This is a genomic window from Nonomuraea sp. MG754425 (genome assembly GCF_021699195.1).
Lineage (GTDB): Bacteria > Actinomycetota > Actinomycetes > Streptosporangiales > Streptosporangiaceae > Nonomuraea.
The window spans coordinates 1-13,506 of the sequence record NZ_SSXE01000031.1; the positions used below are offsets into that span (position 1 = coordinate 1).

The following is a 13,506-nucleotide window of genomic DNA, read 5'->3' on the forward strand; positions in this document are numbered from 1 at the left end:
GTGGCGGGCGTGGGGTGGCGAGCCGTGGGGTGATGGGATCAGTTGAACGTCTGCCAGGTGTCGCGCAACGGCCGCTGCCCGGCTCCGGGCTTCGTCCAGTCGCACACACCCGACGGGAAGATCTCCAGCAGCCGGCGGCGCTCGGCCGGGCTGAAGGTGGCCGGATAGTCGCGCCGGTCGACGGCCTTGCGCCGGCAGGTCACCACGTCGCCGCTCAGCGGCGCGCCGGCGACCAGCCGCGGGGTGGCGTAGGCGGGGAACAGCCGCCCGCACTCACCGGTGTTGTCCGCGGTGAGCCGTTGCACGATCTTGCGCGGCTCGGCGTCGCGGCTCCAGCAGGCGTCGGTGAGCTCGGCCGGCTTGTTCCGCACCACCTTGCGGTGCGCGGACAGCCGCGAGTCGTCGGCCGCGATCGCGCTCAGCCACGCCTCCATGCTCGTCAGGGCGTACCGCAGGGTGGGGCTGGTCAGGCTGAACCCGCCGTAGCGGCCGTCCTCGACCAGGAAGACCTGGTTGCCGGCGTCGCCGTTGGCCGCCTCCAGCCGCGCCCGGGTGGCGTAGCCGTGGGTCATCATGTGGATGTCGCCGTTGGCGGCGTCCTCGGAGTAGGACCGGTAGTCGATGATCGGAGTCCCGGCCAGGCCGGCTCCGCCGTGAAGGACACGCCCGGTGCGGTAGGCGGCGTCCCTCGCGATCGGGTCCGCCGCGGTGCGGTGGGGTGTCGGGCGGGCGTCGAGGTCCAGGCCCCCGATGCCCTCGTTGAGGTCGAGGAACTGCCGCGGGGTGATCGCGCCCGCGGTCAGCGCGGCCAGCCCGTACTGCACGCCCACGTTGTCCAGCGGACGCCGGGCGAACCCGGTCGCCGGATCGCGCCCGTAGACGTTCACGGTGTGGTCGTAGACGTCCGCGCGCGCTCCACCGGGGTTGCTCTGCGGGTGGTAGCGCAGGTCGGCGGGCAGCCCGTCGGGGAACTCGGCGAGGGGATCCAGCCGTTTCGCGCCGTCGCTGAGGTTGCCGATGCTCTCCCACCGCAGGAAGCCGGCGACCTGGCGCTGCTCCTCCCGGCTGAAGGCGTCCGGCGCGACCTCGGTGAAGTAGTGCTCCAGCAGCCGGGCGTCGAACAGCGTGATGTTGGTCGCGGACGCGACGTCGGGGAACGACCGGCCGACCACGATGCCGTCCAGCAGGCCCGGGTAGTTGTCGGCGATCTGGTGGCTCTGGTACGAACCGCCCGAGGAGCCCCACCCGATGGTGAACAGCGGCTTGCCGTACCGCTCGACGAAACGCTCCTTCACCATCATCATCGTCTCGGCCGCCAGCAGGTCGTTGCAGTTGTTGCCGAAGACGTTCAACGACGCCGACGCGACCGCGTAACCGCGGCCGAGCATCTGCGGATCCAGGACGCCGCCGGTGTCGGTGCCCTGGGTGTACCAGCCGCGCCGGCAGCCGCCGCCGAAGGTGTAGATGAGCCGGTCGTTCCAGGCGGAGGCGGCCGGGTCGTGCAGCATGGCTATCTGGTAGATCGCCCGGTTGAGCGTGCCGGTCTCGATCCGGATGAGGAACGGGACCGTCCGGCCGGTGAGGGTCGTCGTCAAGGCCAGATCGGCGGGTCTGGCCGCCGGATCCGGCAGCGGCCTGGTCCTGCCGCCGGTCGTGCGGTAGGCGTAGTCGGTCCGGGTGGCCACGGAGCAGTCGGCGTCGAGCGGCGGCCCGAGCGTGCTGCCGTCGAGGAGCCGGAACCGGTCGGTGGTGCAGACGTACGGCGTCTCGTGCGGGCCGCTGAGCACCGGCCCGGTGGCCGGATGGTTGGTCAGGACGAGCCGGTCGCGCAGCCGCCCGGCGGTCGCGACCAGGTGGTTGGCTCCGGGGCGGAGCCGTTCGACCAGGCCGGTGAGGGTGTGGGCGGCCGGGTCGGCCCGGAAGGAGCCGGTGACGTCGGCGCCGTTGAGCGTGAACCGCACGGCGTCCAACGGCCGGCCGGGCGGCACCTCGGCGGTGACGAGCACGTCGTCCGCCGTCACCAGGTCGGGCCGGGCCGACACCGCCACCAGCCGCAGCCCGTCGTCCGCCGCTGCCGGAGCGGCGTGCAGGCCGGCCAGGACCAGGACGACGGCGAGGATCGATCGCATCTCACGCTCCCGCGGAGTAGACGGCGAACTCGGACACCTGGGTGTTGTGGCCCGGCTGCGTGGGGTAGCGCGTCCCGGTGATGCGCAGCCGCACGTGGCGTGCCTGCGCCGGCGGGAACGCCGTGGTGGCGGGCCCGTCCGTGACCGATGCCACGGTCGTCCACCGCTCACCGTCCACGGACGTCTGCACGTCGTACGAGCGCGGGGCCCAGTTCCCCCGGCCGCTCAGCGCCACCGCGCCCACTGTCGTGGTCAGCCCGAGATCGACGCCGACGAGCTCCGGGCTCTCGGGTGTCGGCGCCTGCCCGGGCGTGTGCCCGCCGGACACCCAGTACGTGGCCCCCGACCCGTCGGTCAGGAACGACGGCGGATGCTGGTATTGGTAGCTCCCCGCCCACACCCGCGGATACGGGCTGCCCGTCGCGTTGAGCGCCAGATTCGCCGAGTGCCGGAGCGTGACGTACGCCTGCCCGCCCGCCCCGTTCGCCGCCGCCGCGTCCACGACCAGGCCGGACGAGCCGGACGCCCGCCGGCCGCTCACCCGGACCGGCACCGTCACCGACGAGCGGCCGGGGATCCGCAGGGCGGGCCGGTCCACGGTCGCCTCGACCCCGTCACCGGCCGTCGCCTCGGCCGACACCGACACCGACACCGACACCGACACCGGCCGGGGTGAGCCGTTGGTGATGCGGACGCGCGCCTGGTTGACGCCGCCGGCGGCCAGCGGCAGGTCCCGCTCCAGCGCCTCCACCGCCAGCGTCGGCTGCCGGGCCTCGCGCGGCGTCAGCCGTACCGGCCCGAACAGCCCGTAGTCCTGGCGCGGCCGGTCGGCGGCCCCGGTGCCGGGCGCGACCCGGACCGCGTTGCCGAGGGTCGAGGCGACGCGCACCGTCAGGGTGTTGGCGCCGGCGCGCAGGTGCCGGCCCACCTCGATGTGCCGCAGGTCCTGCGGGCTGCGCGCCGGCAGCCGGGTGCCGTTCAGCGTCACGGTGACGGTGTCGACGGCGGCCCCCAGATCCAGGTACGCCGAGCGCACCCCGGCCCACGCGTCGCCGAGGGTGAACGTCGAGGTGTACGTCCCGACGCCGGAGACGTCGCCGAGGTCGACGCCGTAGCCGTTCGCCGGGGTGATCGCCGACCACGGCGGCAGCTCCCCGCGCTCACCGGCGACCGGTCGGACGGCCGCGAGCGTGGTCTTGGCGGTGTCGCCCGGCAGCCCGGACGCTCCCCGGCTCCAGCTCACGACCTGCAGAGCCCAATCGTCGATCAGCTCGGCCCCCAGCCCGGTGTTGGCGGCGACGGTCGGCCCGTGCTGCGGGAGCGTCCCGTCGAACCGGGTCGACAGCGCGATGACGGCGGCGTCGGACGCCTCCAGGGTGACGTCGACGACCACGCCGTGCGCGGTCCGCCGGTAGTCGGTGAGCGGGGTGATCTCGCCCGTCCAGGTGTCCAGCCGGTACGGCCGCCCCTCGCCCGTGAGCGTCAGCCGCTGTTCGCTCGCCCACGACCGCTGGTTGAACAGGTAGTAGTAGTCGGCGGCGGCGTCGGAGCGGCGCACGCTCAGCACGTCGGCCGACGGCGTGGCGGGGGCGGCGGCCGGCGCGATCCCGAGCCGGGCGAGCAGGTCCGGCAGCGCCGCGAGGTCGGCGACCCGGTGCACGCCGGGCCGCGCGGCCAACCGGCCGACCAGGCGACGCAGTTCGGCATCCTGCCCGGCCGCGTCATGGAAGCCCGGGGCGGCCGACGGCAGCTCCCCGACGAAGATCACGGGCAGCCCGTCGCGCTCCAGGTCGAGCAGCCGGCGCGCGGTGTCGGCCGTCATCGTCTCCTGGTCCTTCACGACGATCGCCCGGTACGCCCCGGCCTGCGGGAACAGCCGCCCGTCCGACACCCGCGCCGAGGGCATCCGCAGGTGTGCCGGGCTGAGGTACTCGTAGGTGTAGCCGCGCTCGGCCAGCGCCGAATCGCTCTCCAGGAGCGCCCCCGGCCCGGTGAGCGTGGTGGCCGGCGACCGCAGCCCGAAGTCCTGCAGGTACAGGGCCACGTCGAAGACCGGCCGGCCCTGCCGGAGCACCAGTTGCAGCCTTGCGAGGTGGTCGTTGACCTCCCGGTAGCCGGGCCAGTTGGGGCCGCCCTTGGCGCCCCACGCCTCGGAGAAGGAGGTGTTGCCGCCGTACGACATGCCCGGCCACACCGCCTGCTCGGCCGTTCCCTCTCCCCTGCTCAGGTACGGGTAACCGTGCCACACCACCTGGGTCACGCCACCGGCGTACCCGCGATGGACCGAGCGCAGGTTGGCCGCGTCGTCCCAGCCTCCGGCGGTCGTCGCCCACACGTTCGCCCGCGCCGCGCAGCACTCGCTCGACACCACCGGCGTGCCGTTCAGATGCGCGCCGACCGACACCAGCCGGTAGGCCTCGATGTTGTCGCCGAACACCAGCGACTCCCCCTCGGGCACGTCCACGTGGGTGGCCGCCTGCGGCGTGTCGATGGGCCCGCCGTACGGCTGGCTCCGCAGCGCCATGCCGCGCTCGTTCGCCCACCGGCGCAACGGCCCGAGCCGGGCGTCGATGTAGAGGTCGTTCCAGGTCTGCCGGTAGTCGGTCCGCACGCGCGCGCCGCTGCCGTCGGCGAAGTCGAAGAACGGCGCCGTGGTCAGGCCCGCGGAGCCGGCATCGGTGAGCGCCGGCAGCACGGGGATCGGCGAGTAGCCCCGCCGGCGCTCCCACTGGCCGGCGAAGTCCCACGTCCACTTCTGCGCCGTCCCGAGTTCGAGCGAGTCCTCGAACAGGTCGACCCGGCCGACGCCCTCGAGCGCCTCGCGTACCGGCGGGGTGAGGATCGAGGCGTCGTAGAACTGCGCCGTCGCCTGGACCCCCTGCTCGCTGAGGTGATCGAGGACGTAGTTCGACCTGGTCGTGGTGAAGTTGTTGCGCACCTGGCCGTCGGCGGTCTGGAAGAAGGCGATCAGCGCGTAGGTGTCGCCGGCCTCGCCCGGCACGTCCACACGCAGCGTGCCGTCCGCGCCGACGCTGTCACTGAGGTCGCGCACGCTGTCGCGCCGGAGCAGCCGCGGACCGCCGTCCTGACCGTCGCAGGCCGCCTGCGCGCACCGGGCGAGCAGCACGGCGATCGGGGTGCGCCGCGCGCCGTCCGGAGGCCGCGGGCTGTAGTTGGCCGGCACGGCGCCGTCGTAGCGCGTGCCGCCTTTGACGAAGGCGTGCGAGAACACCAGTTGCTGCGACGCCCGTGGATCGTTGACGTCCGTCACCGTGGGGACGATCGCCGGCCACCGTGGGCTGATGGTGAAGTCCAGCGCCAGGTCGAGCCGGTCGGCGGTCTCGGCCATGCTCTGCACCTGCCGCGTCCAGCGCGGCGACCCCCACCCGTACTCCGCCAGGAACGCCGGGTCGTCGGCCCGCGGGCCGACGACGGTGGTCGTGGCGACCTCCGCGCCGCCGGCGCCGATGGCCTTCATGTCGGCGAGCTCGGCGCGTAACTGCTCGTCCTGCGTGAAGGCCATCGGCATCCACCAGCGATACTTCGGCCGCACCGACGCGGGCGGATCGGCGAAGGTCGCCGCCGTCAGCCTCGGCACGGCCTGTGCGGGTGGCGCGGGAGGCGCGGCCTGCGCGGGAGGCGGGGCGGCCTGGGTGATGACGACGGGGGTGACGGCGAGCGCCGCCGCGAGGACCAGCCGCATCACGGGCATCACCCGGCCTCCGCCCTGCCCGCAGGCACCACGGCGTTCATCGGCAGGTGGGCGGTACGGCCACGCACGTGGTTGGTGTTGGTGGCGCGCAGCACCACCACTTCGGCGGTGCTCAGTGCGCGGTCGTAGACGCGGAACTCGTCCATGCTGCCGTGGAAGCGGTTCGTGCCGTCGAGTTGCTGCCCCAGGTAGAGGGGGCCGTCGGTGCTGATCGTCCCGGCGGAGCCGGAGGTGGCGCTGATCTGACGGCCGTCCACGAAGAGGGTGAGATTGCCGGCGTGGCGGCGCAGTGCGAGGTGGTGCCAGGTGCCGTCGGCGTAGGCGCTGGAGGTGCTCACCTCGGCCGTTCCGGTGGTGGTGGTGACGGTGCCGCGGATCCGGTTGCCGCCGGGTTCGGCCTGCACGGACGGCACCTGCACCCGGCCCCGCACCCCGTCGAACGCGAGCGCCTGGCCGTGCACGCCGCGCGTGGTGGTCACACCGTCGAACACCAGCGCCGACCGCCCCGGCACGTCCGGAGTGGTGGACGGAGTGTGCAGGTCGCGCTCGTCGAACACCACGAACACGATCTCCGAACGGTAGTCGGTCGCGCCGCGCTCATAGATCAGCCCGACCTGACCGCCCGGCAGTTCCACCAGGTCGCCGTAGCCGCCGTAACAGGCGCACTCCTCCACCGTGGCGCTACGGTCGTCGGTCCCGTACACCTGGACACCCTCGTCGGTCGAGTCGAGCGGGGTGTCCACGGACTGCCAGCTCACCCCCTCGTCGAACGACGAGCGGATGGTCGGCCGGATCCGCGGCTCCACGTTCACCGACGGGGCGAAGGTGAGAATCCGGTTGTACGCGTCGCCCTCGTCGGTCGCGCTCAGCCGCAGCGACGACGACTGGATGTGCGGCGCCTCGAACCCGCGCAGCAGCGTGAACCCGCTGTGGTAGCTCGCCCCGCCGTCCTTGCTGATCGCCACCGCCCGGTGCGGACGGACGTCGAGATCCGCCTCCTCCTCGGGGGTGCCGCCGGTCCAGTTCTGCCGGGCCCACACCATGACGTCACCGTTGACGAGCTCCACCAGGCTGAGTTCCTGCGGGATCAACCGGGCGTCGCCGCCGTAGCGCGCGTCGGCGCCCCGCTGCCAGGTGAGGCCCCCGTCGTCGCTGTGGACCAGCATCGCGCCGGCCTGATCGCCGACGTTGTAGTTGACGCCCGCGATCAGCCGCCCGGCGTGCGGGCCGCGGGTGAGCTGGATGGCGTGCACCGGCCCGGTCGCGTAGTGGCCCCAGGACGGGTCGTCCAGCTCCGCCAGCATGCGCGGCTGACTCCAGGTCACCCCGTGGTCGTCACTGTGCACGACGTACGGTGTCCGCGGCGCGGTCCGATGGTTGGTGCCGGGCTTGGTGGGATCCACCGGATTGTGCGTGCCCAGCAGCACGATCCGGCCGTCCGGCGCGTCGGCCGCAGCGGCGCCCGGCAGACGCCGGTAGACGACCGGGCCGGGATTGCCGCGGGTCGCCGGCGCCACCGGGTCACCGGCTTCGCCGCGCACCACGGTCCGCGGCGGCTCCCACACGGTGGCCCCGGCGGGGAGCCGCCGGACCACCGTCTCGATGTTGGACTTGTCCGCGCACGTGTGGAACCGGTGTTCGGCGAAGGCCAGCAGCGAGCCGTCCACCGCCCGTACGACCGCCGGGATCCGGTAGCACCCGGTCGGCACGTTCGGGCTGGAGAACAGCACGGTGGTCCGCGCTGCGAACGGGTCCGCCGTCGCGGCGGCGGCCTGGACCGGCGTCAGCGCGGCGACCACGCTGACCCCGATGGCGAGCAGTACCGCACGGCTCCTGTTTCTCATGAGGATCACGCGCCGGGCGGGATGACGGCGTTCATCGGCAGGTGCGCGGTGCGGCCGGGAATGCCGCTGGTGTTGCTCGTGCGCAGCCGGGTCAGCTCGATGGTGCTGAGCGCGCGGTCGTAGACGCGGAACTCGTCCATGCCGCCGTGGAAGCGGTTCGTCCCGTCGAGTTGCTGCCCCAGGTAGAGGGGTGCGGGGTCGTCGCTGCTGATCGTCCCGGCGGCGCCGGACGTGGTGCCGGCCTGGGTGCCGTCCACGAAGAGGGTGAGGGTGCCGGCGTGGCGGCGCAGTGCGAGGTGGTGCCAGGCGCCGTCGGCGTAGGCGCTGGAGGTGCTCACCTCGGCCGTTCCGGTGGTGGTGGTGACGGTGCCGCGGATCCGGTTGCCGCCGGGTTCGGCCTGCACGGAGGTCACGGTCGTCGAGCACCACGAACGCGATCTCCGCCCGGTGGTCCGTGGTCCCGGCGCACGTCCGGGTCGACCAGCAGCCCGACCTGGTCCGCTCGTAGAGCAGCCCCACATCGCCGTCGGGCAGTTCCACCATGTCCGAGTAGCCGCCGTAACAGGCGCAGTCCTCGACCGAGATACCACGGTCGTTGTCACCCCACACCTGCACGCCCTCGTCGCTCGACCGGGCGGGCGTGTCGACGCCCTGCCAGCTCAGCCCCTCGTCGAACGTCGAACGGATGGTCATCCGGCTACGCGGATCGGTGTTCACCGACGCCGCCGACGTGAGGATCCGGTTGTACCGGTCGCCCTCGTCGGTGGCCCGCAGCCGCAGCGCCGCCGACTGCACCGGCGGCGCCTCGAACCCGCGCAGCAGCGTGAAGTCGCCGTCGTAGCTCTGGCCGCCGTCCTTGCTGACGGCCACGGCCCGGTGCGGGCGGACGTCCGGGTCGGCCTCCTCCTCGTCGGTGCCGCCGCTCCAGTTCTGCCGCGCCCACACGAAGATGTCACCGTTGACCTGCTCGGCCAGGCTCATCTCCTGCGGGATCAACTGCCGGCTCAGCGGATACTCCGCCCGCGCGCCGCGCTGCCAGGTCGTGCCGCCGTCGTCGCTGTAGACGAGCATCGCGCCCCGGACACCCGGCGGGACGTAGTTGACGCCCGCCACCAGCCGCCCGGCGTGCGCGCCGCGGGTGAGCTGGATGGCGTGCACCGGCCCGGTCGCGTAGTGGCCCCAGCCCGGGTCGTCCAGCTCCGCCAACATGCGCGGCTGACTCCAGGTCACCCCGTGGTCGTCACTGTGCAGCACGTACGGAGTACGCGCCGCGCCCCCCTGACTCTGGCCGGGGTTGGCCGGATCCACCGGATTGTGCGTGCCCAGCAGCACGATCCGGCCGTCCGGGACACCGGCCGCCGCCGCAGCACCCGGCAGCCGCCGGTACACCACCGGCGCGGCGTTGCCCCGCGTCGCCGCCGCCTGCGGATCGTCCGGCTCGCCGCGCACCACCGTCTGCTCCGGCAGCCACTGCTTGGCCCCGGCCGGCAGCCGCCTGACCACGGTCTCGATGTCGGACTTGTCGGCGCAGCTCCTGAGCCGGTGTTCGGCGAAGGCGAGCAGCGAGCCGTCCACCGCCCGCACGATCGCCGGGATCCGGTGACATCCGGACGGCACGTCCGGATCGGAGAACACCACCGTCGTCTTCGCCCGGAAAGGGTCGGCGGTCGTGTCGGCGGTCGTGTGAGTGATCGTGTCGGTGATCGTGTCGGTGGCGTCGGCCGAGACGGGTACCGCCGTCATCGGCAGCATCACCGCCGTCAAGCCGACCAGAGCGGCTAACCAGGTGCGAGGAGTTGTCACGGTCGTCGTTCCTCTCCTGACGAGGGGGTCACGAGTCGGTGTGGTGCTTGGCGACCTCGGTCGCGAACAGCTCGTGCCGCGCGGCACGGTCGTCCTGGGTGGTGTCGCCCCGGCGCGGGGCGCCGGGGTCCAGATAGGTGGGCGGGGTGGCCTCGTAGAGCGCCCACCGCGTCACGGCCGCGCGCAGCCGCCCGATCTCGGCGCCGTACGCGGGGTCGTCGAGCAGGTCGGTCAGCTCGTGCGGGTCGGCGGACAGGTCGAAGAAGGACTCACCGGCCGTCTGCGACCACAGCAGTTTGTGCCGCCCGGTGCGGGCCATGCCCGCGGCGCCCAGACGGCGGCGGGTCTCGGCGAAGACGTACTCGTGCCCGGCCGCCGGCTCGGTCAGGTCATGCCCGGGCAGCGGAGACGCAGGCCGCACACCGCAGTTCCCCAGGACGGTCGGGGCGACGTCGATCAGCGAGACGAGCGCCTCACTGACGTCGCCGCTCCGCCGCCCGCCCGGGAACTTGACCAGCAGCGGCACCTTCACCACCGGGTCGTACATCGGCCCGTCCTTGAGCAGCAGGTGGTGGAAGCCCAGGTACTCGCCGTGGTCTGCGGTGAAGATGATCAGCGTGTCGTCGTAGAGGCCGCGCCGGCGCAGCAGGTCGAGCATGCGGCCGACCTGGTGGTCGAGCTGCGTGATGGTGGCGTAGTAGTGCGCCATGACCCGTTGCAGCAGCGGCAGGGTCAGCGGTTCGTTGTCGAAGTACTCCCGCCGGTATCGCCGGTCGCCGTCCGGGATCGTGTCCGTCCAGCCGGGCAACGGGGTCAGCGTCGCCGGGTCGTACCGGTCGTCCCAGCCCGCGGGCGGGTCGAACGGGTGGTGCGGCTTGATGAACGACACGTGCAGCAACTGGCCCGACTCGCCGGACCAGCCGTCCAGCACGCCGAGCGCCCGCTCGCCGATCCACGTGGTGGAGTGCCACTCTTCCGGCAGGTTCGACCGCCCGCTGCCGAAGGTCTCCCAGTACGCCGCCGGCGCCTGCGCACGGAACTCCCGCTCCTGGTCCACGAGGTCGGTCACCGGCGCCAGCCCGGCCGCGGCCAGCTCCCGGTGGTAGTCGTCGTCGTAACGGCCCGGCCCGTCCTGTTCGGCCAGCTCCATCCGGTCGTAGCCGACGTCGAGATAGGTCGGCGTGAAGTGCATCTTGCCGACCGCCGCCGTCCCGTACCCGGCCCGCCGCAACGCCCGCGGGAACGTGTCGATGCCGGGCGCGAGCGTGCACCGGTTCGTCCAGCCGCCGTGCTGGCGCACGTGCAGACCGGACAGCAGGGAGTACCGGGACGGGGTGCACACCGGGAACGGGCAGAACGCGTTGTCGTAGCGGACGCCGTCGGCGGCCAGCCCGTCCAGGTGAGGGGTGTGCACGTCCGGGTTGCCGTCGGCGCCGAGGCAGTCCGCCCGGAACTGGTCGGCCTGGATGAGCAGGACGTTCGGCATCACTGGGCGCCGAATCCGAGCCGGGCCACCTCTTCGCGCAACCCCGCCAGCCCCTGCGGATCAGGCGACACCAGCGGCCGCCGGCAGGGCCCGCAGTCCACACCGAACAGGGAGCCGAGCGCCTTGAAACCCGCCAGTTCACCACCGTAGCGCCCGGCCACATCGATGACCTGCTGCGCCAGAAGCTGAAGACGCCGGGCCGCCTCCAGATCTCCTTCGGCGGCGTGCCCGAGCATCCGGCGGAACAGCGGGCCGGAGAAGTTGTACACCGACCCGATGGCCGCCCGCGCCCCCCACTGCCAGGCGGCGAGCACCAGCTTGGCGACACCGACATAGATCTCCTGCTGCCCATCCGCCAGAGTCAGGCAGCGTTGCAGGTCGACCATGTCGTTGTGGGCGAACTTCACCCCGGCGAACGTCGGGATCCGCTCCCGCGCGGCCAGCAGCACGTCACTCGCCCGCAGGTTCACACCGGTCGCCGACGGGATGTGGTAGTAGGTGAACGGCAGCGTCGGGGCGGCGTCGGCGATGGCGGCGCACGCGTCGACCAGCGCCTCCACCGTGTTGGGACGATGGAAGTACGGCGGCACCGCGGAGATCGCCTTCACCCCCAGCGACTCCGCGTGCGCGGCCAGCCGGCCGGCCTCGGTGACACTGGCGTGCCCGACATGCACGAGAACGTCCAGCCGACCGGCCGCGACCTCGCACCACCGCTCGACCAGCGCCATCCGCTCGGCGGTGGACAGAGACGCCCCCTCACCGGCGGTGCCGCCGACGAACGCGGCCGGCGACCCCCACGCGACCAGCGCGTCCGCCTGCTTGGCGACGACGTCGAGGGCGAGGGCGCCGTCCTCGTCGAAGGGGGTGAACACGGCGGTCAGCAGCGCCATGTCCGGTCCGTCGGTGCAGTAGCCCAAGCGGGTCATGCGGTTCCTTTCGATTGACCGACGCCTACGTCAGGCCTTCGTGTCGGTGAGGGTGACGAAGTCGCGGGGATCGGTGTCCAGGCCGGTGACGCGCTTGTCCAACGCGAACAGCGACGGCTGGGTGGAGATCCCGATCGCCCACGACTCCTCGGCGAGGACCTTGTTCAACTCCGCGTACGCGGCCTGCTGATCCTGCGGCGTGAGCGCGGAACCGGCCGCGGCCACCGCCTCGACATAGGCGGGCGGCACCTTCTCACGGAACGTCGTGTTCTCCTTGCCCGGCAACATCTGTCGGCCCCGGGCGATCAGCGAAGGGCTCTGCAGGTTGTTCGGCTGCGCCGCGACGGTGCACTGCAGCTTGCTCGCGAACAGCGCCTCAAGGTAGGCGGCCTCCTCCTGCGGCGCGATCTCCAGCTCGAACCCGATCTTCTTCAGATCGGCCTGGATGATCTGCAACGCCTCCACCGAAGGGCTTCCCGAGGTCACACCCGCGGTGGCCGCACGGGCGCCGCCGGACTTCTCCAGCAAGGCCGCCGCCGCGTCCAGATCGAACCCGTGCGCATCGAGATAGGCCCCGTCGAACGCGGGCGAGGACGGCATGAACGCCGTGTAGATGGGCGCGCCGATACCGAAGTTGACCTGCTTGATGATCCGCTCACGGTCGATCGCCCGCGCCAGCGCCTGCCGGAGCAACTTGTTGTCGAACGGCGCGATGGTGGCGTTCATGAAGAACAGGCTCATCCGGCCGCCACCCTGCACCAGGGTGAAACGGCTCTTCAGCCGCTCGGAGTGCCGGAACCCGATGTAGGCGGCACCGTCCACCGACCCCGACTCGAGCGCGGCCACCAGCGCGTCCTCATCGGTGAAGAACCGATACTCGACCTCGTCCAGGTACGGCTTGGCGGCGTCGTAGAAGTCGGGGTTCTTCGTCAGCTTCAGCCGCTGGTTGCGCCGGAACTCCCCGAGCCGGAACGGCCCGGACCCGGCCGGCTGGTGTTCCAGTTGCTTCGGGTCGTTCTTGTCCGCCGGGATCAGCGGGAAGGCGAACATCCAGTCGATGACCAGCGCCTCCGGGGTGGGCGCCTTGAAGGTGACACGCACGGTGCGGTCGCCGTCCGCGGTCGCGCTGTCGATGAAGGCGGACGGCTGCGCGAGGGTGAACGCGGCGTCGGGGTTCTGCGCCCGCTTGATGCCCGCGACGACGTCGGCCGCGCTGACCGCCGCACCGGAGTGGTATTTCGCCGCCCGCAGGGTGAGCGTGACCGACTTGTGGTCGGCGGCGAACTCCCACTTCTCGGCACCCGCCGGAACGGCCTGGTACGTGCCGTCGCTCGGATAGTCGACCAGGTAGGTGTAGAACGCGTGGATATGGATGTCGGTGTTGGTGAGGTACGGGTCGAACTGCATGATCTTCGTCGTGCCGAGCGTGAGCTTGCTCGCGTCACTGCCGCCGCCGGTAGCGGCACCGGAACCGCAGGCGCTGAGCAGCGGCGCGGCGGCGAGCGCGCCGGTGGCCGCCAGGCCGGTGCGCAGCAACGTGCGACGGGAGACGAGGCGTGACTGCCGCGGGGAAATGGACATGGTGATCCCCTCTGAGGTGGATGGG

7 protein-coding genes and 1 pseudogene are annotated in these 13,506 nt (G+C 72.4%); all 8 read right to left on the reverse strand.

Annotation, left to right across the window (positions count from 1 at the left end):
- Nucleotides 1-38: 38 nt before the first annotated feature.
- The 8 genes and pseudogenes from FAF44_RS13540 to FAF44_RS13565 all read right to left on the reverse strand — a co-directional run bounded on the left by FAF44_RS13540 (nt 39) and on the right by FAF44_RS13565 (nt 13,481).
- A complete protein-coding gene (locus FAF44_RS13540) occupies nt 39-2,129 on the reverse strand; it encodes a DUF6351 family protein (protein WP_237103470.1) in 2,091 nt (696 codons plus the stop codon).
- Nucleotide 2,130: 1 nt separating this feature from the next.
- Entirely contained in the window at nt 2,131-5,841 is a 3,711-nt protein-coding gene (locus FAF44_RS13545; RefSeq protein ID WP_237103471.1) for a glycosyl hydrolase, read from the reverse strand.
- Nucleotides 5,841-7,685, reverse strand: coding sequence for a LamG-like jellyroll fold domain-containing protein (locus FAF44_RS56365; RefSeq protein WP_368857758.1), 1,845 nt, complete (start codon nt 7,683-7,685; stop codon nt 5,841-5,843). The genes FAF44_RS13545 and FAF44_RS56365 overlap by 1 nt, the downstream gene beginning before the upstream one ends.
- Nucleotides 7,686-7,690: 5 nt before the next feature.
- Nucleotides 7,691-8,206, reverse strand: coding sequence for a LamG domain-containing protein (locus FAF44_RS56370; RefSeq protein WP_368857759.1), 516 nt, complete (start codon nt 8,204-8,206; stop codon nt 7,691-7,693).
- A 130-nt stretch (nt 8,207-8,336) separates the two neighbouring features.
- A pseudogene (locus FAF44_RS56375) lies at nt 8,337-9,437 on the reverse strand (exo-alpha-sialidase); the annotation flags it as partial.
- 79 nt (nt 9,438-9,516) lie between these two features.
- On the reverse strand, nt 9,517-10,974 hold the full coding sequence (locus FAF44_RS13555) for a sulfatase-like hydrolase/transferase (RefSeq protein ID WP_237103473.1): 1,458 nt from the start codon (nt 10,972-10,974) through the stop codon (nt 9,517-9,519).
- Nucleotides 10,974-11,900 (reverse strand): dihydrodipicolinate synthase family protein, encoded by a 927-nt coding sequence (locus FAF44_RS13560; RefSeq protein ID WP_237103474.1) that lies wholly within the window; start codon nt 11,898-11,900, stop codon nt 10,974-10,976. The genes FAF44_RS13555 and FAF44_RS13560 overlap by 1 nt, the downstream gene beginning before the upstream one ends.
- 30 nt (nt 11,901-11,930) lie before the next feature.
- Complete coding sequence (locus FAF44_RS13565; protein ID WP_237103475.1) at nt 11,931-13,481, reverse strand: ABC transporter substrate-binding protein; 1,551 nt, start codon at nt 13,479-13,481, stop codon at nt 11,931-11,933.
- Nucleotides 13,482-13,506 lie beyond the last annotated feature (25 nt).